This is a genomic window from Mucilaginibacter sp. PAMB04274 (genome assembly GCF_039634385.2).
Taxonomy (GTDB): Bacteria; Bacteroidota; Bacteroidia; order Sphingobacteriales; family Sphingobacteriaceae; genus Mucilaginibacter.
Map to the genome: position 1 here is coordinate 4,847,778 of NZ_CP155081.2, position 20,153 is coordinate 4,867,930.

The 20,153-nt window shown below is 42.3% G+C and carries 26 protein-coding genes and 1 pseudogene; 12 read left to right on the forward strand and 15 right to left on the reverse strand.

All coding sequences use genetic code 11. The features are described 5' to 3' along the window. Positions 1 to 6 precede the first annotated feature (6 nt). Both ABDD95_RS20725 and ABDD95_RS20730 read left to right on the forward strand, forming a co-directional pair. Positions 7 to 558: a hypothetical protein gene (locus tag ABDD95_RS20725; protein WP_345949266.1), complete on the forward strand. Its 552-nt coding sequence runs from the start codon at positions 7 to 9 to the stop codon at positions 556 to 558. Between the two features lie 32 nt (positions 559 to 590). Next, complete coding sequence (locus ABDD95_RS20730) at positions 591 to 1,130, forward strand: HD domain-containing protein (RefSeq protein WP_345949267.1); 540 nt, start codon at positions 591 to 593, stop codon at positions 1,128 to 1,130. Between the two features lie 53 nt (positions 1,131 to 1,183). Here ABDD95_RS20730 and ABDD95_RS20735 read toward each other — a convergent pair whose 3' ends face one another. The 5 genes from ABDD95_RS20735 to ABDD95_RS20755 all read right to left on the reverse strand — a co-directional run bounded on the left by ABDD95_RS20735 (position 1,184) and on the right by ABDD95_RS20755 (position 4,189). Beyond that, a complete protein-coding gene (locus ABDD95_RS20735; protein WP_345949268.1) occupies positions 1,184 to 1,627 on the reverse strand; it encodes a hypothetical protein in 444 nt (147 codons plus the stop codon). Between the two features lie 378 nt (positions 1,628 to 2,005). Then, positions 2,006 to 2,650, reverse strand: a complete 645-nt coding sequence (locus ABDD95_RS20740) for a hypothetical protein (protein WP_352432918.1) — start codon at positions 2,648 to 2,650, stop codon at positions 2,006 to 2,008. Between the two features lie 109 nt (positions 2,651 to 2,759). After that, complete coding sequence (locus ABDD95_RS20745; protein WP_345949270.1) at positions 2,760 to 3,584, reverse strand: hypothetical protein; 825 nt, start codon at positions 3,582 to 3,584, stop codon at positions 2,760 to 2,762. 95 nt (positions 3,585 to 3,679) lie between these two features. Then, positions 3,680 to 4,030 (reverse strand): type VI secretion system tube protein TssD, encoded by a 351-nt coding sequence (gene tssD / locus ABDD95_RS20750; RefSeq protein WP_345949271.1) that lies wholly within the window; start codon positions 4,028 to 4,030, stop codon positions 3,680 to 3,682. Between the two features lie 18 nt (positions 4,031 to 4,048). Then, on the reverse strand, positions 4,049 to 4,189 hold the full coding sequence (locus ABDD95_RS20755) for a hypothetical protein (protein WP_345949272.1): 141 nt from the start codon (positions 4,187 to 4,189) through the stop codon (positions 4,049 to 4,051). Positions 4,190 to 4,388: 199 nt separating this feature from the next. Between ABDD95_RS20755 and ABDD95_RS20760 the strand changes: the two genes are divergently transcribed. Both ABDD95_RS20760 and ABDD95_RS20765 read left to right on the forward strand, forming a co-directional pair. Continuing rightward, on the forward strand, positions 4,389 to 4,805 hold the full coding sequence (locus tag ABDD95_RS20760) for a hypothetical protein (RefSeq protein WP_345949273.1): 417 nt from the start codon (positions 4,389 to 4,391) through the stop codon (positions 4,803 to 4,805). 8 nt (positions 4,806 to 4,813) lie between these two features. Continuing rightward, the gene (locus ABDD95_RS20765; protein WP_345949274.1) at positions 4,814 to 5,131 is read left to right on the forward strand and encodes a helix-turn-helix domain-containing protein; all 318 of its coding nucleotides are present in this window, start codon (positions 4,814 to 4,816) and stop codon (positions 5,129 to 5,131) included. Between the two features lie 1,137 nt (positions 5,132 to 6,268). Here ABDD95_RS20765 and ABDD95_RS20770 read toward each other — a convergent pair. Beyond that, positions 6,269 to 6,652: a helix-turn-helix domain-containing protein gene (locus ABDD95_RS20770; RefSeq protein ID WP_345949275.1), complete on the reverse strand. Its 384-nt coding sequence runs from the start codon at positions 6,650 to 6,652 to the stop codon at positions 6,269 to 6,271. A 157-nt stretch (positions 6,653 to 6,809) separates the two neighbouring features. Here ABDD95_RS20770 and ABDD95_RS20775 point away from each other — a divergent pair, with 157 nt between their 5' ends. Together ABDD95_RS20775 and ABDD95_RS20780 are read left to right on the forward strand one after the other, a co-directional pair. Continuing rightward, positions 6,810 to 7,130 (forward strand): DoxX family protein, encoded by a 321-nt coding sequence (locus tag ABDD95_RS20775; protein ID WP_345949276.1) that lies wholly within the window; start codon positions 6,810 to 6,812, stop codon positions 7,128 to 7,130. A gap of 21 nt (positions 7,131 to 7,151) precedes the next feature. Beyond that, positions 7,152 to 8,030 carry an SDR family oxidoreductase gene (locus ABDD95_RS20780; RefSeq protein WP_345949277.1) on the forward strand — a complete coding sequence of 293 codons (879 nt, stop codon included), beginning with the start codon at positions 7,152 to 7,154 and terminating at the stop codon, positions 8,028 to 8,030. 323 nt (positions 8,031 to 8,353) lie between these two features. On the opposite strand, the gene ABDD95_RS20785 is transcribed toward ABDD95_RS20780, so the two are convergent. From ABDD95_RS20785 to ABDD95_RS20815, 7 genes are all read right to left on the reverse strand, one after another. Continuing rightward, positions 8,354 to 9,268, reverse strand: a complete 915-nt coding sequence (locus tag ABDD95_RS20785) for a helix-turn-helix domain-containing protein (protein ID WP_345949278.1) — start codon at positions 9,266 to 9,268, stop codon at positions 8,354 to 8,356. A 48-nt stretch (positions 9,269 to 9,316) separates the two neighbouring features. Beyond that, positions 9,317 to 10,042 (reverse strand): SDR family NAD(P)-dependent oxidoreductase, encoded by a 726-nt coding sequence (locus tag ABDD95_RS20790; RefSeq protein ID WP_345949279.1) that lies wholly within the window; start codon positions 10,040 to 10,042, stop codon positions 9,317 to 9,319. 37 nt (positions 10,043 to 10,079) lie between these two features. Beyond that, entirely contained in the window at positions 10,080 to 10,880 is an 801-nt protein-coding gene (locus tag ABDD95_RS20795; RefSeq protein WP_345949280.1) for an SDR family oxidoreductase, read from the reverse strand. Next, on the reverse strand, positions 10,846 to 11,742 hold the full coding sequence (locus tag ABDD95_RS20800) for an NmrA family NAD(P)-binding protein (RefSeq protein WP_345949281.1): 897 nt from the start codon (positions 11,740 to 11,742) through the stop codon (positions 10,846 to 10,848). The genes ABDD95_RS20795 and ABDD95_RS20800 overlap by 35 nt, the downstream gene beginning before the upstream one ends. Before the next feature lie 745 nt (positions 11,743 to 12,487). Then, a complete protein-coding gene (locus tag ABDD95_RS20805) occupies positions 12,488 to 13,135 on the reverse strand; it encodes an MFS transporter (RefSeq protein WP_345952120.1) in 648 nt (215 codons plus the stop codon). After that, positions 13,024 to 13,401 (reverse strand): MATE family efflux transporter, encoded by a 378-nt coding sequence (locus ABDD95_RS20810; RefSeq protein WP_345949282.1) that lies wholly within the window; start codon positions 13,399 to 13,401, stop codon positions 13,024 to 13,026. Before ABDD95_RS20810 ends, ABDD95_RS20805 begins: the two co-directional genes overlap by 112 nt. Positions 13,402 to 13,628: 227 nt before the next feature. Further along, a complete protein-coding gene (locus tag ABDD95_RS20815; protein WP_345949283.1) occupies positions 13,629 to 14,300 on the reverse strand; it encodes an HAD family hydrolase in 672 nt (223 codons plus the stop codon). Between the two features lie 63 nt (positions 14,301 to 14,363). Between ABDD95_RS20815 and ABDD95_RS20820 the strand changes: the two genes are divergently transcribed. The 3 genes and pseudogenes from ABDD95_RS20820 to ABDD95_RS20830 all read left to right on the forward strand — a co-directional run bounded on the left by ABDD95_RS20820 (position 14,364) and on the right by ABDD95_RS20830 (position 16,496). Further along, complete coding sequence (locus tag ABDD95_RS20820; protein ID WP_345949284.1) at positions 14,364 to 15,113, forward strand: DeoR/GlpR family DNA-binding transcription regulator; 750 nt, start codon at positions 14,364 to 14,366, stop codon at positions 15,111 to 15,113. Between the two features lie 66 nt (positions 15,114 to 15,179). Then, positions 15,180 to 15,596, forward strand: a pseudogene (locus ABDD95_RS20825) (site-specific integrase); the annotation flags it as partial. A 546-nt stretch (positions 15,597 to 16,142) separates the two neighbouring features. Next, positions 16,143 to 16,496: a response regulator gene (locus tag ABDD95_RS20830; protein ID WP_345949285.1), complete on the forward strand. Its 354-nt coding sequence runs from the start codon at positions 16,143 to 16,145 to the stop codon at positions 16,494 to 16,496. On the opposite strand, the gene ABDD95_RS20835 is transcribed toward ABDD95_RS20830, so the two are convergent. Together ABDD95_RS20835 and ABDD95_RS20840 are read right to left on the reverse strand one after the other, a co-directional pair. Next, positions 16,497 to 16,832 (reverse strand): hypothetical protein, encoded by a 336-nt coding sequence (locus ABDD95_RS20835; protein ID WP_345949286.1) that lies wholly within the window; start codon positions 16,830 to 16,832, stop codon positions 16,497 to 16,499. A 36-nt stretch (positions 16,833 to 16,868) separates the two neighbouring features. Further along, complete coding sequence (locus ABDD95_RS20840) at positions 16,869 to 17,234, reverse strand: response regulator (protein WP_345949287.1); 366 nt, start codon at positions 17,232 to 17,234, stop codon at positions 16,869 to 16,871. A gap of 593 nt (positions 17,235 to 17,827) precedes the next feature. Here ABDD95_RS20840 and ABDD95_RS20845 point away from each other — a divergent pair. The 3 genes from ABDD95_RS20845 to ABDD95_RS20855 all read left to right on the forward strand — a co-directional run bounded on the left by ABDD95_RS20845 (position 17,828) and on the right by ABDD95_RS20855 (position 20,151). Continuing rightward, positions 17,828 to 18,928, forward strand: a complete 1,101-nt coding sequence (locus ABDD95_RS20845) for a GAF domain-containing protein (RefSeq protein ID WP_345949288.1) — start codon at positions 17,828 to 17,830, stop codon at positions 18,926 to 18,928. 388 nt (positions 18,929 to 19,316) lie between these two features. After that, positions 19,317 to 19,625, forward strand: coding sequence for a hypothetical protein (locus ABDD95_RS20850; protein WP_345949289.1), 309 nt, complete (start codon positions 19,317 to 19,319; stop codon positions 19,623 to 19,625). Positions 19,626 to 19,761: 136 nt separating this feature from the next. After that, on the forward strand, positions 19,762 to 20,151 hold the full coding sequence (locus ABDD95_RS20855) for a hypothetical protein (protein WP_345949290.1): 390 nt from the start codon (positions 19,762 to 19,764) through the stop codon (positions 20,149 to 20,151). Positions 20,152 to 20,153: the final 2 nt, after the last annotated feature.

Here is a 20,153-nt window from a genome sequence, read left to right on the forward strand (position 1 = left end):
CAAAAAATGAATAAGTACTTAAAGGGTTGTTTGATTGTGATAGCAATAGGCGTATTACTCATAGCAGGAATTGTAGGTTGGTACAATCAACGTAAAACGACCAATGGACAGAAAGCCAGGACGGATGAAGTAAGCTTCTCTAAAATTTGCGACAGTTCAAAATTGGTTACAGAAATGCCGTCCGTAATGTTAGTTGGCTTCGACACTATCGAGATAAGAAAGGTGCGTTTTTACCTCATCCGGCAAGGCAGGTCGATAAGAGATACCATATTAAACCCGAAATTAGAATTACCTCATCAATTTATAAGTACTCAAATACCTTTTGATACGTTCTTTAAGACGGACACCATAGAGGTAGAAACCGGAGCCAAGATGGAACGTTATTATCAACTATCTGAATTTAACCATTACGCTTACCTGCATTATGGCATGATGGGTTACCTGGGTAGCTATGATTGCCGTTTGGATGAGCAAGGTTTTCTAGTCAATGGCAAGCGTAGCGAAGGACAGCTCTTTAAAAAGTTGGGGAGTTCCAGGCTCATGATCAAAAATAAATGACACGATAATATCTACACTTAAGCTCTATATTAATGGAGATACAATCAATTTACCAACAAGCCCTGTTGTTTGCGGCGGGCAAACATACCGAACAGCATCAAACCATACCCGGAACTGACTTGCCCTATGTGGTTCATTTAAGCAATGTAGCAATGGAATTACTGATCGCTAATGCCCACACTCCGGACTTCGACTTAGGCTTTGCTATCCAGCTGGCGCTACTTCATGATACCCTAGAAGACACCAACACAACATTTGAGGAATTGGAAACTACATTTGAATGGAGGGTAGCCCAGGGCGTAGCTGCACTCACCAAAAATAAAGCACTACCGAAAGAGCAACGAATGCAGGAAAGCCTGAACCGGATCAAAGCGTTATCGAAGGAAGTTTGGACAACTAAGCTGGCCGACAGGATTACGAATTTGCAGGAGCCACCTAAACACTGGGATCAGCATAAACGCACTGCTTACATGCAAGAAGCAGCCGTAATTTTAGCACAGCTGACAGGCGCCAACTCCTATCTGGAACAACGTTTGCAGCAGAAGATAAGGGCGTACCAACAGTATTTATAGCGTATTGGTTCCCTGAACGAAATGTAGTCTTGCTGTAGTGACCGTGTAACGAGCTATCGAAATTTGACATCCAGCTGTGTTTGCGTATGGCCGCTAGAATAGTACGGCGCGGTACTATTAGCTGTTACCTTCAATTCATCATTAATGTAAATCTTGCCCGTAGCCGTTGCTTGGTCGCCATCAAGCACCAGATCGACATGCAGGTTAATGGAACTGGCACCATTGTCCGCAATGGTAATTTCCTTCTTCCAAGCACTGCCCTGATAGGTCTCAAATAAATAACCACCCTCCGTACCGGTAAACATCAGGTTGTTATGCCCATTAGATGCAAAAGCGGGCACTGAGCTACTAACTTCATACCTGATTTTTATCTTTTTCTGTGCAGTCGGTTCCGGCTCAGGTGTTGGATCAGTGGGCGACTTCTTTTTGCAGCTTAGACAAATCAGCAACAAAGCAATAATGAGGTACTTGGAATTTATAAACAGGCCGGTTTTCATATGATCAAAATATCGTAATTACAACGTTTTACAGGTATTAAGGTTTAAAATAACCTGCCGGTATGGCGCAACTGGCTGCATTAACACTTAATAATTAGCAAACAAATGCCCCAGGACTATAAGCAGTGAGACAAAGCCTAATAGTATGTTCCCCATCATGGATCTTTAAGGATGTCTTTTGGGGCGATGGCGGCAGGCGATAAATTTAGTACTTCTTCATCAGCCAGTAATTCTATGATGCCGGAATTCCGTAAAATACTAAAGGAATGAGAACGGCATAAAAAGTATAGGTAACATAGCTATAGCTTTTTTCAAAATAGTGGCAACAGTTTACCTACCCGGTGCAGTAGTAATCTGTCGGAATCATCAATGTGTTGATTACCCCGCAAACAGTATTTTATCAAATTTCAGATACTTGTATTCCACTACTTTGAAGAAATAAATGATCGCTGACTCCCCCTCACTCATTTCTTCGCCATTTTTATCTGTCCATCCGGCAAACATTAGGGACAATTGAAGTGAGGCCGTTGCTTTGTCATAATGAGCAATCATATGAAAGCTTTGATCTCCCGCTTTGATCACAGGTGTGGTGTATTCACCTTTTTGATATAGCTGCTCACTTTTTACTTTAAGCAGGCTTTGAACGAAGGCATCGTTAAACAGTTTGCCATGTTGTTTTTCAAGATCGGCTTCAGTAAATGTAGCAGGATAAGTTTGAGGGCGTTTACTTTCATCTACGTTATCATATATTGCAACCCAGACCTGCGTTGTGTCTGCAAAAATTGGAAAGTTAAAGTAGGTCTTCATCTGCTGCACATCCTGCTGATAAACGGCTGTTCGGAAATTTTTAAAATCGTCAAGCCAGGTATTCACCGCTGCGTACGTTGATTTAGCCTCAACCTTTGGCTGAATGCCTGATGATTTATCGGCCTCACTGTTTTTTGGTTTGTCCTGAACGCAGGCATTTAATAATGTAATTACAAAAGCAAATGACAGTAAGTACCTCGGATTGATGAGTTTCATAGTGATGTATGGGTAATATGATTTATTAAACGGTGAGATGGAAAACATGATAACCTCAATCATAAAGCAAAATCAAACAAGTTATCTGGTCATATGGAAAGTGTCATAGCTAAGGTTCAATGGAATTGATGCTACTTAGTAGTGCCCGGTTCATATGACCGTAAAGGGAATAAGAAAGGTCTCCATACCGCTGATTTTCTTCCGGCTTTTCGAAGCCCAGATCGTTCCATGAACCCATTCCGCCGAACACATCAGAAGACATAGCAGCATACAGCAACCGTAATGCGGGTTGGTCATAATCGTTTTCATTGACTGAGCCACCAAACAGATTGCTGGCCGGCTTCGAGCCATTCAATAGGTCGATCGCATTGTTGAAAATATTAGCCCAGTTGCTAAGCTGGTGCTCAACCGCGAAGGCTTTGATTTCAATAAGCACATCATACAGGGTGTCATGCACTGGCACGATGTCCGGACAAAAGTTAATGGTATCTGACCGGCTGATCGTACGTCCATAACTTACCGACCAGATCCTGCGTTCCGGGTCGTCCTTGTGGGTAACTACCCATCGTGGTGCCCAATAATCAGACCACGATGGATAAATAGCTTCAATGAGCCAGGTGCCGCCACCGCCAACAAAACCGGCCAACTGGTGATCCGGTGTACCGTCCGGGTTACCTTTTGACGGATGATAATAAGCTTTGAGTATGCGGCATCCATCTTTTTTTATTAGCTCGAACCATGCAACAGGATCAGTAGCTGCAACTTCTTCCATAGCTGCACCTCCAGAGGCGGCAGACAGATACAAAAAATCCGTCTTGTTGCAAAACTTAAATGCTGTATTATCGGGATAATAATCGTGTGTTAATTGACCTGTTCTTAAAAAGTGATTGCCATAGGTGATCAGCGATAAAAGCTGGCTTGTAGTTCCGTTCATGGAAATAAATTTACGAGATAAGTTGTATTAAGCCGTCACGTTAAGTTTTTTGCGCCCGTAATAGGCGATGAAAGCAGATGATCACAATATAATTATTATTGCTCGATGATCACACCATTAATGGACACTTCCTGGCAGCTGAAAGATATGGCGGCTGTGCCGTAGGTTTCACTATACGAACCGGCAGACAATTGGTCAGAATAACTGTAAAGACTCGCTTTTTTAAATTTGATGGTTCGCGTCGGGTTCTTACCGTAGGTATCGACTATCGTTATCAGGCCATCAAAGCGGTTCTGCTTTTTAGCAAACACCTTTAGCATTTCATCGCTTACCTTTTTAGCATCAACAGTAAGGTATAATGCGCCTGGATAGTAAGCCAGTGATCTATTCTTTAAAGTATCCTTAGCCGCTGCTGTAACCGGTGTTTCATCGTAGCTGCGGGACAAAGACGTGCTGACGCCATTCTAGTCGGTCACAATGTTTTTGCCGCCGTAGGTAACTGTCATTTGGATCTTCGTTCGGTTTTCCTCCGATTGCCCATACGTAATCTTTGCTGAAGTCACTGTAACAAATAAGGTGAGCGCAAATGCAAATAATGTTTTCATAGATATTGTTGAATAAGTGCTGTTTTAACAATTATTTCAGGCTGTTTGTTGGCAATAGTGGACATTTTGAAACCCTGACCACCTTATTCTGAAGCGCACATATTGTTCGGCAACACTTTAACAATTTCAATTTATTGATTGTTGAAAAAATCAATAATAGTCATTACACAAATTGGTGCTCTGCATACTACGGAATTATATGGTCAAGGGTCCCCGAATATCTTATGTGTTCATTCTTGCCCCTAAAGCCCGCAGCCTCACTGTAGAAATCCATCATCATTCAGCTTACCAGATTGTGCTGTCAAACGATACTCCATTTAACTCTACTATAAGTGGGCAGTTGTACGAACATATCAATGGCTTTCTAATCAAGCCGCATGTTCCACATTTTTGTGTTGCGGAGAAAGAAACATTAAACGTACTGAATATAGAACCTTACTCAAATATTGGGTTGGAACTGGCAAGCAGGTTTAAAGAAATTCAGAATTATATCGTTTTTGAATCGCCTTCGGAAACGAATCTGTTCTTCCAGACACCCAAAGACAGTTTAGATGTCACTAAAGTAGTTGATGCTTTGCTCTCTAAATTACCTGCAATTGAATATGATGAAAGGTAACCAAGATAGTGACAAACATCAAGGTTAATTATTCGGAGCAGAATATCACCCCACAAACATTTGCCGATATCGTGTTTCTTTCGCCATCCCGTTTAGCCTCACTTTTTAAGGAACAAACCGGCAGTAGCCTATCCAAATATTTATTATGGACGAGGTTACGCCAGGCCATCTACATGACGCTTTCTGAAAAAGACAGAAGCCTTACTGACATCGCCTATGATACCGGCTTTTACGATCTCCCGCAATTCAATAAGTACATGTATGAAATGTTTGGAATGCCATCAAAGGCCCTAAAGTTCAATAGTGATCTGATCGTAATTTATTAGCCGTGCTCTACCCACATTATTTTTCCTTTCTAATATTACAGAAATTTATCATAGGCACCCCCGTTTCACAGGCACCTATGGCCTTGTAACCTGTTCAATTTTCCGAAGGCAAACATCACCGTTTAAACGGTCGATTTGGCTTTTTCCTATACCTATTACGGATTGCCTAATCACGGCACCTTATGCCTCGCACACAACAGTGATCTAATACAAGTTTGACGACGTGCTTGTATGCAACTCTGTGATAACTAACAATTGAAGTTAAATTACTTCATTGCCTAATTGGCAGAGCGGCGGCAAATATTTACTTTAAATTCTTGATAAATAGCATTCTACATGTATATACCCTAACTCATCCCTCTCTGCGAGCAACCCTGACAAAGACAATTAAGCGTACAAATCAAATCTTTGTGCCGAGGCTCAAGCACTATACATTATTCATCGAACTTCAACAAAAACGTGTGCAAATCGGTGCGTCATTTAACCTGCATACCGAATTTAACATAATTATGGATTTCTCCTATTCAATAATTGAACATCTTGTTTAAATTTGATTGCAAGCCTAACTTTGTTTCACTTTTAACACCGTTGTTATGACGACTAATTCAACTATCTATCCTAAACTGGGAAATCATAAAAGTGCGTAAACGTGCCCGCCCCAGTATGGGCACACTTAATAGTCAACAGCAGACGTGCCGAAATCCTGTCCGGCAGGAATCTACCCCCGCCAGACTGATAACACTGCTGTCCGTACCATCGGCATTAAAGAGAACATCAGGGAATTAACGGCTTACCGCAATAAACTACAAAAAAAGTCTACGAGGCGCACCGGCAGCTAACGGACGCTGACGCACTGATCACCGCTGAAACCATCCGCAACAATTCATAGGCAAAGCAAAAAATCACAGATGTTATTAGAAGTAAATATTGTGCACGAAACGATATCGACGAATTGGTTAGTGGGAATAGGTCAAAAAGACTTTATGTCGATATGAAAGTTGGTTAACTGTTAACGAATACCCATAACTTTTGAATTAGATGTGTATCCTTGCCTAAATATCGACATCAAATAGGTAGATCTTACAATTCTTAATGTATACGAATTTCGCCTGCGAACGTAAATGCGTAAGCAGCTTCCTAATGAGTTATTTTGCTGCTCCAATTATTGGTTGTGATTTTCACTTTGTGATGTACCCCCCATTCGGCCAAAGCAGTAATAATATCTTTCAATGATTCACTATATTCTGTAGGAAAATATTCTACTAAAACAGGCGTTGGGTCAGCGAACACTTCTCTTCTTATCAAATGGTTTAGCTCTAATTTCTTCAGTTCACTTGACAGCACTTTTGCGGAAATATTTTTTAAAGTTCGTTGTAACTCGTTGAACCTGGTACTACCACCCAAAACTGCAATCATCACTCTTATCGTCCACCTGCCCCCAAGAACATACAAAGCGTCCTCTGTCGAAGATAAACGATTTATACACTGTGCTTTGGAATATGTTAATTTGCTCGCTGCCATTTTCGTTATGTGATTAACTTACCAAAAAGTTAGTACTTACTTCCAGGTAACTACTAATTTTTGAAAAGTAAAAATATCTAATTTTACCGCATGAAAATTACTGATAAAAATAACAAAGATTGTATACTACATCACTACCGGAATTATTTCTGCGATAATGCTTTTCATTGCGTATGAAACTCTCACGAAAGCTGAAGTCAAGGTATCAATGGCACATTTAGGCTTCCCGGATTATTTCCGGGTCGAACTGGGAATAACAAAAATTATCGGCGCGGTTTTCCTTTGGTTGCCAGTTCGGCTGTTGAAAGGGGCCGCCTATATCGGTTTTGCCATCATGTTTGCTTCCGCCTCATTAGCACACTTTGAGGTTGGAGATCCAATAGGCAAGGTATTTACAGGAGTGGTTTTTTTAGCCATCCTGATCGTTTCTTATGTAAGCAGCACCAGACTTCAGAAACCAGCAGATAAAAATTATTAATACACTATAAAAACATAAGTTATGATTTTAGTTACAGGAGCAAGCGGTCATTTCGGATCAAAGGCAGTCGAACATTTACTAAAAAAAGGGATTGACCCGCAGGAAATAACAGTTTTGGTCAGGGATTTGGTCAAAGCGGAATTCCTGAAAGAACAAGGGGTCAAGATAAAAGAAGGAAATTACTCGGACTATAATTCTATGGTAGAAGCCTTTATAGGTGTAGATAAACTGCTATTGGTTTCCAGTAACGACCGGGAAGCCATTGAAAACCGTACCCAACACCATAAAAACGCTATTGACGCGGCCAGGGAAGCCGGTGTAAAACATATCGTTTACACTTCATTTGTAAGAAAACTCGGATTTGAAGGTTCCGCAATAGCTGGTTTCCAAAACTCACACGTTCAGTCTGAAGAGTATCTAAAGCAAAGTGGTATCGCATACACCATACTTCAGAATGGCATTTATACCGAAATGATACTGGCGTTTGTGGGTGACAAAGTTGCAGAAACAGGAACTTTTCTGTTTCCGGCGGGGAACGGTAAAGCTAGCTGGACACTTCGTGAAGAGTTGGCCGAAGTCGCCGCCCATGTTTTAATTACAGGAAATCATCAGAACAAGACCTATACTTTGACCAACACGGAATCAGTCGGCTTTAATGCCATTGCCCAATGTATTTCTGAAGCATTGGATAAAAAAATCAATTACAAGTCCCCTGATGTAAATGAGTTTAGATCTGTACTGGAAAATTCGGGTGTTCCGGGAATGTACATTGATATGTTTATCATGTGGAGCACAGGTGTTGCGGAAGGGATGATGGATTTGGAAGATTCCACCTTAGCATCTTTACTGGGAAGAAAGCCAACTTCTGTAAGTCAATTTATCGGACAAGTTTACCATTAATTTCTTATATTAAGATATTCCTGATCAAATGCCTGAAACGAACCGGAAACGACTGCGCCACCGTTAAGCCATATGCGCTGGTGGCTTCCGTATATCCTTTTGCTGTAAATCCAGGGGTAAGTAACCGTTGTTCTCTTAAAATGCGAACCTGGGATTGATGATATGGAAATGTGCATCGAAAAGTTTCATCATCAGTTATTTTTAATAGTTAATACATTCAGGTCATGTGCCGGTGAAGGTATACAATACCTATTTAATGGCAAAATAATAAACCGATGAACAACGGTAGGTTAAATATTAAACCAGCAACATTGCTATGAACGCTAACTGAACGAAGCCCGGAACTCCAGCGGTGATAGATGGGTCTTTGATTTGAACATTTTACTAAAGGATTGACTGTGCTCAAATCCTAATTCATAAGCGACTTCACTAATGGAAAGATCGGTTGTGGATAGTTGTTCCTTGGCTTTCTCTATCACCTTGTTTTGGATGTGCTGCAGCGTACTAAGCCCGGTCAGTTCCTTTAAAAGCCTGCTTAAATAACCGGGGGATATATTGAGCTCTTCCGTTAAATACTGTACTGTGGGAAGCCCCCTTACAGATAATTTTTCATATTGGAAATATTGTGTCAGAATGCTTTCCATGCGGTCAAGTACCCGGTGGTTGGTTGTTCTTCTGGTGATAAACTGCCGCTGATAAAACCGTTCGGAATAGTTCAGCAGCGTTTCAATCTGCGAAATAATAATATCCTGGCTGAACCTGTCAATATTGGAATGGTGTTCCTGCCTGATGTTTTGAATAATACCGTTGAGGGTCGCTTCTTCCGTATCCGACAGAAACAGCGCTTCGTTCACTGAGTAATCAAAGAATTCATACTGCTTTATTTTTTTTGCCAGGGCCGTGTTCCAGAATAAATCAGGATGGACCAGCAGCATCCACCCCGATTTATTTTCTTGTTCATTGGCTAGTGTCTCGATACGGAGAACTTGTCCCGGTGAAATGAAAAACATGACACCTTCGTCAAAATCGTATTGCTGTTGTCCATATTTAACCTTGAGAGCCGAGTTTCTTTTGAGTGTTATGGAGTAAAAATCAAATACCCAGTTGACGTTGTTATTTTCAGGCGACAAACGCACTGCGGCATAATCCACCACGCTGATCAGCGGGTGCAGAGGTGGAGGCAATCCTCTGGACCGGTGAAACTCGATCAAAGATTTTAACTTGCGTACTTCTTTCATGGCCAACAGACTTTTAATTAAAGATAACTGTTTATGTAAACGGTTTGACTAAGCGTTCATTTTATTAAAGATTGCTGTGATGGTCCGGTTATTCTCATCTGCTCTTTCTTTGCTATAGCCGAAGGTCAATTCCTTACTACCTTGTTCAAGCTGTTGGAAAATAGAAGTGATGAACTCATTTACTTCCGGATAACCGTTATGAAGACCGGCGCCGCCAAGATCTGTGTGCAAGGCCGGAGGATTAATTTCAATAACGTCTATGCCCCGCGATTCAAACTGTTTTCTGAGGGATAAAGTAAAAGAACGCATAAACGCCTTCGTCGCGCAATAAACCGGCATTCCGGCCGAGGGTACAAAGGCCAGCCCGGACGTAACGTTCATTATTGCTTTAATTTGAGGTAAGCTGGCAAACAGATTAATTAGCAATATCGGCGCTAAAACGTTTACACTGATCTCTGTTATTGCTTTTGAATAAAAATCAGCGTCAGTGATCTCCATCCGGTTCTGGATACCTGCATTGTTGATCAGTATGTCCAAATCATCATGGTTTGTTAAAATCCATTGGTGAAGCCGTCGCACCTCTTCTTCCTGTGCAACATCGCACACCACGGGTATGACTTGCTTCGGGAATCGTACTGCCACCTCATCAAGCTTGTCTTTTCGCCTTCCGCATATAATTACGGTATTGTTTTGTTCAACAAACTTTTCGGTCAAGCCTAAGCCAATTCCGCTGGCACCACCCGTAATGAGTATTTTCTGATTTGAGATTTTCATTCAACCGACATTTTTAAGTTTTAACAAGTTGTACTTATTACCAGGGCACTTCGCCTTCTTCCCGGAAAAATTTCCCTGTCGGCCCATCCGCATCAATGGTAGCCAGTTTCACAATAGGCTTGGCACCCTGTGCCGCCGTCTTAAAACCGGCGAACCCGTTGAGATCAGTAGCCGTATAGCCAGGGGTTACGCTGTTTATCCTGAACTTGGTGTCCCTAAACTCATGCGCCAGGGCTATAGTAAATGCGTTTAGTGCGGTTTTAGTCGAACCGTAAACGTGATACAAGTCCCAGTTAGGGTTACGCCCTTCACCGGTCTGCATTGCTAAAGAGCCTAACTCGCTCGATACATTGATAATAACCGGCTGGCTCGATTTTTTCAAAAGCGGCATCATTGCTTGGGTGGTCTGAATCGCTCCGAAAAAATTGGTGTCGAACAATTCCCTTACCACTGACATATCGCACTCCGAAATATTCTGAGGCTGCGTACCCGCGGTACCGGCGTTATTGATCAAGATGTCCAGCGCTTCAACTTTGGTTGCCAGTCCTGCCACCGCTTGCCGAACGGAATCCAGATCGGATACATCGATTTGCAGTGCTTCTATATGCAAAGTGCCCAATTCCTTTATTTTTTGGGCAGCCTCCTGGCCTTTTTGAAGATCGCGGCATCCCAAAAAGACATAATATCCCAATTCTGCCATTTGCCTGGCGACTTCAAAGCCGATGCCTTTGTTCGCTCCGGTGACTAATACGTTTTTCATCTCGTTGCTGTTAACTAAATTATTTGATGCATTGCAGTTAAGCTTACGCGTTGTAAGCTTTGGCGAATTCCCGGGCATAATCGCTCATCTTCACCTTGCCGAATGCCGCGGGTTTATGCTCCTCGTAATCCTCAAATAACTTTCCGGTATGCATAGCCGCGTTCATTTCAACCAAACCCGTGGCCTGGTTGGGCGCCATGCCGATCGAAACCAGCCTGGCCTGCTGCTGTTCATCGGATATCACCTCCCATTTCAGGTCAGGCTTTCCTATGGCGGCACCTAAGATAGATGCCGTTTCATTACAGGTTAATTCCTCACTGACCACGTAACGAAACTTTCTTCCTTGTGCAGATGATTCGAGTTCTTCGGCTATCGCATCCGCGACATCCATGGGTGAAACCCAGGCAATCAAGTCATCCCCGCCATAATTTGCAGTGATCTTTCCGCCATGCTTGATCCCGGGAATGAAGCTCTGCAAGTTATAATAAATGGCTAGAGCCCGAACATGTGTTAACGATATGTTAGCAGGTAATTCTCTAAGGATGTTTTCAACCAGGTGATGGAAGTGCAGCATGCCGTTACCTTCGTTGGTATGTGCGCCTATACTGCTTAAATGTACCACGTGCTGCACGCCTGAGTTCAGGATTGCTTTAACGAAGTTATGGCCCAACTTTCCATAGTATGCTTCAATATCCAATTCTTTATCAAAGAAGTTAACCGGCGGCTCCATCAAATAAACTGCATCGGCGCCTGAAAATGCTGCACTAAGAAATTCGGCATCTTCAATGGAGCCGATCGCAGCTTTGGCACCGAGCGCTTTGATTGTGGATTCCTTTTTCAGGTCTGTGCTAATGATCGTAACCGTATGTCCTTTTGATAATAGATCTTTGGCCAGTGGGCTGCCTATGTTACCCAGTGAACCGGTAAGTGTTATTTTCATCGTCTTCTTTTTTCTGTTCATGCAAAACTACGGTGACATTATAAAACGGGTGTAGCTATATCTGACTTTGTTGTAGCTGGATTTGACTAGCACTTTGCAATGATAGTTTTTGTAGTGAAGAGATCAAGGAGGCCAGCTTTTCTATCATTGAGCTTTTTAAGACAGCAAATCTGATCCTTTGCTAAAGTATGAAAAACTGCTTATCATTCTATTTAAGAATCAACCGCAACTTGCTGGAATATTCTTCAACTATGCCGTACCCCAGAGGATCAACCTCGAGGAGTTTATAAACCGGAATTGTAAATTCAATGCGAAGACCTAACGTTTCGCCTATCTGACTGGGCGTAGTTTTCAGCCCTTAAGAAGGATTTTAAAAAATATTCAAATGATACGCCGAAACACTGGCTACCTCAGGAAAGGCTGCAGGAAGCTTATTTATTGATCAGGCAGCAAAACCAAAAGCCGGCTGAAATCTATCTTGACCAATGATTCTAAACGTTATCACACTTCTCCTTCGTGTTGTAAAAAGAGTTTGGGCTGACAATAACGGAACTTGCGGCTCGAAAGGCTACAGCCGTCGTTAATTCTCGGTCACAACAGGTTGCTGATTGGCAGTATAATAATGATTTGACTATTTCTCTTATCACTTTTGATCACTGCAGACGCTTTTCGATGAGAGTAACGCATAAATACCTGCTGTTGGTTTATTGTTCCTTCGTGGTGTTTAAACGTCGCGCTTTACATTTCACCTGTTATTCACTTTTGCCATACGGTAAATAACTCCTGTGAGCAACAAGAGTACACCCGTTCGAAATAAAGAGATTGGTAAGGTGAAATGGTTCTCAAGAACTCCTAAAACTGCGGGACCTGCAAGCTGCCCTGCGTATCCTAAAGTTCCGGTGACCGAAATGGCGTCAGAACTGTTGACGTTTCTCAGGCTTCCCGCTGCGCTAAAGAAAACAGGGACGATGTTGGCAACCCCAGCCCCGATCATGACAAATCCCAAGAGTGTGACACTAATCCACGGCGCAAAAAGCAGGCACATATAACCAAAGAATGCAATGATACTTCCATACAGTACCACTGATTTGCTATTGACTTGAGAGATAATTCGGTCTCCTGCTAATCGCATGACCGCCATAGCAATAGACAAGCAGGCATAGCCAGCACCGGCAAAAGCTTTATCCATACCTTTATTATCCCGTAAAAAAAGCGCTCCCCAGTCTAAAATAGCCCCTTCTGATAAGAAAGCCACAAAGCACATTGCTCCTAAAAACCATACTAAATGATTGCTCCAAGCACTTTTTTCTGAGTAACTTCTTCTTCTCCCCTTGCCTTTTTTGAAGCGGCTTTTTCTTGGGTCATTCCCAGCAGTGAGGCAAATTGACTGAATGCGATAAACAGGATCAGGAGCAATCCGGCAAGGATCGAATAAATGAGCACCAAGCCGAATAGGTTACCGGTAACCACATGATCCTTACTGCCAATTGCCTTACTCAGCACGTTGGATGCACCTGCTGATATGAATGAGGTGAATGCGGAATTCACAGCCAGAAGGGGCATGCTTACGGCAACTCCTGCCAACGCATCCGCGCTGACGTACCGTCCGGCAAAAATGGCGTCCACAAAACCATTGAGCGACACCAATGCCATACTCATGCAGGTGCCTAAGCGCAAGACTGACCGTAAGGATGCCAAGTGGTTATGCACTTTGTTGTTAAATGGATGAGCCAGGCCAAGTTTTATGCTAACGGCGGAGCAGCGCCTAGTGCATGATCATTGTCGTAGCCGTTTATTTTATATGCGGCAGCAGAATATAACACAGAACCGGCTCCTTAAGATACTGGAAAGCAATAATATCAAACTACGTTCGGTCATCAGTAGCATCAAAACCAAGTCGGCAATTGATATGATAGGCTGTCTAGAACCCAACTATGCAGTTCGCTCACTGACCTAAACAACCATTCGGGATGTAGCCCCTGCAACGTAGCGATATCAGCAGTGCTGGCCCAGGCCGCTGCAGCTATGGGAATACCGATTTCTTTGCAGTAAAGGATATCACTTGGCGCATCGCCGACATACAGGCATTCTTCGGCATGAGCGTTCAAATGCTTCAACACGGAACGGATACCTTTTATCTTGTTAGGCCCGTCCGGTGAACCGGTTTCTAACACATTGAAATAAGCTGTTAAGCCAAACTGTTGCAATGAAATTCTGGTGCTATGTTTTCCTTTGCCCGTAACCATAGCCAGCTTTACATTTCTATGCGCCAATGTTGCCAACAGCTCTTTGATCCCCGAAAACGGTGCAGGGCATGAATGGTGTAACTCCTGGTAATGTTCCAGATAAGATCGTACGCCCGCCTTTTCCTGAAGCGGGATCAACTTTCGGATGGTACCTTCCTCGGACGGACCAAACGTGGCGATAATTTCTGCATCGCTAACTGCTTTGCCTAAAAGGGGCTCAATGCTTTTTTTAAACGCGGCGATACATAATGGCAAGGTGTCTGCAATAGTTCCATCCAGATCGAAGATTATCGCTTTAAACCGTTGTTTCATTTACTTTTCTTTAAAATACAAATTTATACATTTTATTTGCATATTTGTTGCAAATAATTTGCAATGGCTAAATTGGAACGGCAACAACATATTATTGAGCAACTTCGTTTGAACGATCAGGTGAATTATCAGGAATTGGCTGTTAAACTGAATACTTCAGAAGATACCGTACGCCGTGACATCCGTGAGCTTGCAGATGCCGGATTGATCACGCGTGTAAAGGGCGGAGCTCAGCCTAAAGCCATATTACCCGTCACTTACCAGGAACGTGAAGTTTATGCCCATGCTGAAAAGTGTGCTATTGCCAGGAAAACCGCAAAACTCTTTAAAGAAGGGCAGATCGTTGTTTTGGATGGGGGAACGACCCCTTTTTTGATCGTTAGCTATTTACCCAGGGATATCAGGTTGACCATTATAACACACAGCTATCCTATTGCTAATCTAACCTTCGATTTCCCAAACGTAGATCTAATTTTCGCCGGAGGCAAGGCATCCAAGAAATCGAAAGTTTCGACCGGCGTTGATGTGCTTAAAAAGTATGAAACCCTTAATGCGGACATCAGTGTGCTTGGTGTACATAGTTTACATCTTGATCACGGTATCACCGATCCTATACTGGAGGAAGCGGATGTCAAGACAAGAATCAGCGAAATGAGTGATCAATTGATCGTTGTGCCTACCGCTGAAAAGCTTAATTCTATTTCTACTGTTCAAATTTGTAAAATTGAAGCCATAGATCTGATGGTTACTGATCTGGAACCGGACGACATCTTATTGCAATCATTTCAGAACGCCGGTATAAAACTCATTTAATGCTTTAAACATGATGTTAATCGAATCTATTGGGATCATTGCAGTAATCCTGACAACGGCCCCCCTTCCTGCATCCCCTTGTTGCCAACCGCTATGAAACTGATACAACGCTATATCGACCATCCTCATTGTGAAAACAGCGGACGGGGAATTGCCGGTACTCAGCAACCAAAAGGTGAATGCTTATTTAAAGGAGATATCGGACGTATGCGGTATCAACAAACCGATTGCCATCCATATTGCCAGGCACACGTTTGCCACTACGGTAACGCTTTTAAACGGGGTGCCAATTGAAAGCGGGTCCAAGATGCTGGACATACCAATATGCAGACCACGCAGCATTACGCCAAAATATTAGATATAAAGGTTGGTGTCGACATGGCTTTATTAAGGGAAAATACAAGATGGTCTAGCATAAATAATTGGGCGGCATCCGTAAAATCTGCCCAATTGTTATTACGTAATATTAAGTTTGCAAGGTAAGCCTAAAGTTTGCCTAGGGCACAACCTATTCATATTTTCTTACTGAGATTGTACTTTACATTTCCTTCGCCTGCCTAATCAAGAACCTCATTTTAGCTTCGCAACAAAATATCTTAGGCGGTGATCTGATTCGATAGCTTATTCAACAGCCGTTCGTATCGTGGGGTGCATAATTAGGGCTATGCAGAATCGGCCATGCCATGATTAGAGTACGCTTCCCCTGGAGGGCTCAAGCAGGTTAAAAAAAGGTTAATCACTTGGATTCCTTTACTTATTTCTCCAATGATTAGTTAAAGACTTACCCCATAATCTAGCCGGGGTAGTTATCTTGAGTATAATAAATGGCATATTATTTATCCCTGCCGTTTTAATCCATCTGCGATATTTTTCAATTTAACAAATAAGTTGCACATAATGTAATATATCTGACCTGTTGCCGAAAGATAACGATGAGATTATATCTTTGTAACTTCGTATGCCATTGCCTGTTTGCGTTATACATAACACTTTTCAACCAGCTGCGTATAAATCTTTATCAATTACTTTATGGCAAAATTCATACTCATCATTGAAGATGACCAGGACATATTAGATATGATGACCTACATCTTGCAGGATGAGGGCTTTCACGTCATTAGTTCAACGGAAACGGTGTCGCCAGTCTATGTCGCTAAACTTGCTCCGGCATTCATATTACTGGACAACCGCCTGGCTGATGGCTTCGGACACGATCTTTGTTTAAAACTTAAAAGTGATACTGTAACAAAACGCGTTCCGGTAGTCATCGTTTCTGCCGCAAATCAACTGGCGGCAATTGCCGAGGGCAGCGGGGCTGACGCCTACCTGAGTAAACCATTCGATTTGAGTGACCTGGTATCAATTGTAAGAAAGTTTTTCTGATTATTCCGGCCAAAGCGAGGGATTGTCCCGGTAATGACTGAGATGTTCCACCAGTTCGTTAACCTCACCGCCATTTAGGTGGTGCGTGCCTTCTGGGAAATAATTAAACAGTTTATCGGGTATCTCAAATACCAGGTAGCCCATGTAATTCGGATCGTCATTCTTGTTGAGTCCTAAATGCCCTTCCCGACTGAAAGCTTCCCGGTTTAGTGCTTGTCCGGTTTGACGATAGATATGATAGGTATAAGTAATGGCTGTGTGTCCATTTAAGTGGGCCAGGGTATCAGGGATGATCATTAGCGGATGCAGCCCCACGGTTAAATAGATCGGTTGCATAAATTGAATCCTAAAAAATTTTATAATTGTGAATACTTAACTAGTCAATTGTTCTTCAACAGTTTTGACCAGTTTGTCAATGTCGAAAGGTTTGGCGATGAAATCATTTGGTGCGCCGTCCTCCCGCAGGGATTGTGCTAGGTCGTGTGATGCCGAAATGAGAATTACCGGTAATGAGGAAGTCTCAGGCTGATGTTTGAGATCTTTGCAGATCATCCTTCCGTCCATGCTGCCCAGCATTACATCCATAAGCACCAGGTCCGGATTAAATTGACGGATTACTTTTCCGATCTCCTCACCGCCTGAAAGCGTTGCTACATCAAATCCCTTATCTGTTAAAATATACGAAATGATCGCTAAAATGTCCGCGTCATCATCCAGCACCAGTATTTTCTGCTTCATAATCGCTTTCGTATGCAGAATCAAAAAAAAGGCCAATAGGTGTCAAGATTGACAATATATTGTAGAAGATCGCGGTGCTGCTGTGTATTTGACCTTGCGATTTCAAAGCCTGCAAAAGCTATTCCTGTAAGCTACCCAGCAGTAAGCCATGACTAAGTAATAACCTGCCTGTTGAATAATGGTTAGCTTTACTGCATGAGTCTTTTAATGAATTAAAAGGGATCAACGTAAAATGAATAAAGATCAAATAAAGAAAGAGTTTAAGCCTGTTAAGGGGCCGCCATCAACCGACAACAGGTGATACAATCATATATGGCATTGTAAATAACTACCTGTATAAAAAGTATCAATATGATCTAGCGAATCAAGGAATTCAACCAGATCGGTGATGAGTTAGAGATAGCAGGATATGCAGAGTGGGATGCGGATGGACATCTGGCATTAACGGCCGCGGGTCTTGACTATATAAGCAAGTTCCAAAGGGGGTGAGCTTATGCTGTAAGTTAAATTACTCATACATTGATTGCTAACCATATAGATGCGAAACCTCTATAACTTTGTGATCGTTTAGATAAAATATTTGACATTAGACGATGCCTTTAAAAGAACTGGAACGCTTAAAAGCGGTGAACCGCTTTTTAAAATTAGAGATCAGCAAGGAAAAAGAGTTACAAGATATAGTGAATTTTGCGGCGGAAATCTGTGGCGTGCCAACTGCTTTGATCACGCTTATAGATGAAAGTGTGCAGCATATCCGCTTTAAGTTCGGGTTTGATAAGCTGACCACGCCTCGTGAAGACGCCTTTTGTGACCATGTTATTGGTCAGGAAAGCATCATGATCGTACCTGATGCCTTATTAGACCAGCGTTTCGTAAATAACCCTTTAGTTAACGCTGATCCCAATATCCGCTTCTATGCCGGAGCGCCCTTGACTACCAGTGATGGCTTTAACTTGGGCAGTCTTTGCGTTATCGATCAGATTCCCAGGGAACTTAGTGAACAGCAACAGAAAATACTCCGTATGCTTTCCAGGCAGGTCATTCAGCTCCTGGAATTCGACAGCAGTTTAACTATTTTGAAAGAACAATTTATCGCGGCCAAACAAGCAGAAATTGAATTACGCTCATTCTTCGAAAGTTCTGTGGACTGCCATTTGCTACTAGGAAAAGATTTCGAAATACTTGCATTCAACAAATCTGTAGCCCGATTGATCGAACAAGCCAGGGGGCTCATACTTACGCGCGGTACTCAAATGGGGGAATACATTCATCCTGATCTTCGCCAAGATTTTTACCTGCGGTATCTCAAGGCACTAAAAGGAACTGCATCTTTTGAGCAGCGAATGCTGTCCTATGAAGAACGGGATATTCACTGGGTGATCAAATACGAACCAGCATTTAATCAGTCCGGTGAGATCATCGGTGTTTCCGTCAATTCAAGTGATGCAACATTCCGGGTTAAACAGGAAGAACGAGTTGCTGCTCAAAACGAATCGCTGCATGAAATTGCTTTCATTCAGTCCCATGAGTTACACAAGCCAGTTGCTTCTATCATTGGTTTGTTAGATCTGATCAGGGCCGATGGTCGCGCTTCAGGGATAGAAGAGTTCAAACTGATGGAACGAGCCATAACAGAACTGGATGAAAAGATCCGTCTTGTCGTAAATCACACGTCCTCACCTAGAATACAGTAGATATTTATCTTCCCTTTATTAAATCAAACTAAACCTTTTTGATAATTAAAGTCTAAAGCATACCTGATTAATAAAAACATTGGCCTCCCCTAAGAAAGATAATCCAGAGAAACGGTATGATAATTATTAACCAATTTGCAAGACGGAAAACGCATTTTATTTAAACAAAACAGGAATAAAATGCGTTTATTAACACATGTGCTGAAGATATTCACCATACTAATCTGAGTTTTGCCCGTCAGGACATCGTTCTTGATAATATTTGCCGATATTACTGGACCTTGGCTAATAAGGGATAGAAAACATCTACACTAAATTACAGCAAATTAAGCGTGTAGCGCCAATAAGATATTTCCAGCAATTTCTATTAATTATTCAAAATGAGACTATGGTTTACATCTTAATGATTTTAGCCGCAGTGCTATTTGTGGCACACGTTGTGTTGCTATTGGCCTCTTTTAGTCGTACTGCTTTTTCCAGGCGGCGCTATTTTTATTCGCACCTGACGCTTTGGCTGACAGGAATATGTGTGTTCGTGCTTGCCTGGCAGTTCCGCGGGCAACAAATTTCCGGTTTCTTAGATTATTTTAACACACTCGGGCGCCTTATATTAATCCTGATCTTTACTGCTGCACTCTCGCTGGCGGCGCACCTCATCGTTAAATTTGCCATCCTGCCCGCTTGGTATAAAAGTTAAGGTAAGCTGGTTTGTATCATAATTGCAGCTTCCTAAGCCTGTTTGTGTTTCTAACGGGCTCATTCACCCGCTAAGTTATGTCTGTAAAAAACTTTTAGGGCCGTTCCCGGTTCTAAAAACAAAAGTGTGGAGCAAAATGAAAAGGCGTATTATCACCATATCCATCATTGTCCTCTTGCTGATCGTTACCGGCGTAGTGTATTACCGATATTATTTTGTATTCGGTGATGGTACAAAAGCAGGCACTATGAACTATTTTGTCCATAAGGGCTATGTCTTCAAAACTTATGAAGGCCGCCTCATTCAGGCAGGGTTTAAAAGCCCAGGACAAGGAGCCGTTCAATCCAATGAGTTTATGTTTTCGGTTACGGACAAAAAGGTAGCAGAACAACTAAACGCCAATACGGGGGCTTATTTAGAGCTTCATTATAAAGAGTATTTTCATACCCTGCCTTGGCGGGGTGTCAGCAAATTTGTGGTTGACAGCGTTGTCGCTGTTCACAAAGTTAACCCTATTCAACCCTGATC

What these genes read in the sequence shown, in the direction of transcription:
- ABDD95_RS20730 (WP_345949267.1), top strand. Translation starts at nt 591, where the DNA reads ATGGAGATACAATCAATTTACCAACAAGCCCTGTTGTTTGCGGCGGGC.
- ABDD95_RS20815 (WP_345949283.1), bottom strand. Translation starts at nt 14,300, where the DNA reads ATGAAACAACGGTTTAAAGCGATAATCTTCGATCTGGATGGAACTATT.
- ABDD95_RS20845 (WP_345949288.1), top strand. Translation starts at nt 17,828, where the DNA reads ATGCCTTTAAAAGAACTGGAACGCTTAAAAGCGGTGAACCGCTTTTTA.
- ABDD95_RS20740 (WP_352432918.1), bottom strand. Translation starts at nt 2,650, where the DNA reads ATGAAACTCATCAATCCGAGGTACTTACTGTCATTTGCTTTTGTAATT.
- ABDD95_RS20855 (WP_345949290.1), top strand. Translation starts at nt 19,762, where the DNA reads ATGAAAAGGCGTATTATCACCATATCCATCATTGTCCTCTTGCTGATC.
- ABDD95_RS20745 (WP_345949270.1), bottom strand. Translation starts at nt 3,584, where the DNA reads ATGAACGGAACTACAAGCCAGCTTTTATCGCTGATCACCTATGGCAAT.
- ABDD95_RS20770 (WP_345949275.1), bottom strand. Translation starts at nt 6,652, where the DNA reads ATGGCAGCGAGCAAATTAACATATTCCAAAGCACAGTGTATAAATCGT.
- ABDD95_RS20755 (WP_345949272.1), bottom strand. Translation starts at nt 4,189, where the DNA reads ATGAAAACATTATTTGCATTTGCGCTCACCTTATTTGTTACAGTGACT.
- ABDD95_RS20780 (WP_345949277.1), top strand. Translation starts at nt 7,152, where the DNA reads ATGATTTTAGTTACAGGAGCAAGCGGTCATTTCGGATCAAAGGCAGTC.
- ABDD95_RS20790 (WP_345949279.1), bottom strand. Translation starts at nt 10,042, where the DNA reads ATGAAAATCTCAAATCAGAAAATACTCATTACGGGTGGTGCCAGCGGA.
- ABDD95_RS20795 (WP_345949280.1), bottom strand. Translation starts at nt 10,880, where the DNA reads ATGCCCGGGAATTCGCCAAAGCTTACAACGCGTAAGCTTAACTGCAAT.
- ABDD95_RS20820 (WP_345949284.1), top strand. Translation starts at nt 14,364, where the DNA reads ATGGCTAAATTGGAACGGCAACAACATATTATTGAGCAACTTCGTTTG.
- ABDD95_RS20735 (WP_345949268.1), bottom strand. Translation starts at nt 1,627, where the DNA reads ATGAAAACCGGCCTGTTTATAAATTCCAAGTACCTCATTATTGCTTTG.
- ABDD95_RS20810 (WP_345949282.1), bottom strand. Translation starts at nt 13,401, where the DNA reads ATGAGTATGGCATTGGTGTCGCTCAATGGTTTTGTGGACGCCATTTTT.
- ABDD95_RS20830 (WP_345949285.1), top strand. Translation starts at nt 16,143, where the DNA reads ATGGCAAAATTCATACTCATCATTGAAGATGACCAGGACATATTAGAT.
- ABDD95_RS20725 (WP_345949266.1), top strand. Translation starts at nt 7, where the DNA reads ATGAATAAGTACTTAAAGGGTTGTTTGATTGTGATAGCAATAGGCGTA.
- ABDD95_RS20800 (WP_345949281.1), bottom strand. Translation starts at nt 11,742, where the DNA reads ATGAAAATAACACTTACCGGTTCACTGGGTAACATAGGCAGCCCACTG.
- ABDD95_RS20840 (WP_345949287.1), bottom strand. Translation starts at nt 17,234, where the DNA reads ATGAAGCAGAAAATACTGGTGCTGGATGATGACGCGGACATTTTAGCG.
- ABDD95_RS20850 (WP_345949289.1), top strand. Translation starts at nt 19,317, where the DNA reads ATGGTTTACATCTTAATGATTTTAGCCGCAGTGCTATTTGTGGCACAC.
- ABDD95_RS20835 (WP_345949286.1), bottom strand. Translation starts at nt 16,832, where the DNA reads ATGCAACCGATCTATTTAACCGTGGGGCTGCATCCGCTAATGATCATC.
- ABDD95_RS20760 (WP_345949273.1), top strand. Translation starts at nt 4,389, where the DNA reads ATGGTCAAGGGTCCCCGAATATCTTATGTGTTCATTCTTGCCCCTAAA.
- ABDD95_RS20785 (WP_345949278.1), bottom strand. Translation starts at nt 9,268, where the DNA reads ATGAAAGAAGTACGCAAGTTAAAATCTTTGATCGAGTTTCACCGGTCC.
- ABDD95_RS20775 (WP_345949276.1), top strand. Translation starts at nt 6,810, where the DNA reads ATGCTTTTCATTGCGTATGAAACTCTCACGAAAGCTGAAGTCAAGGTA.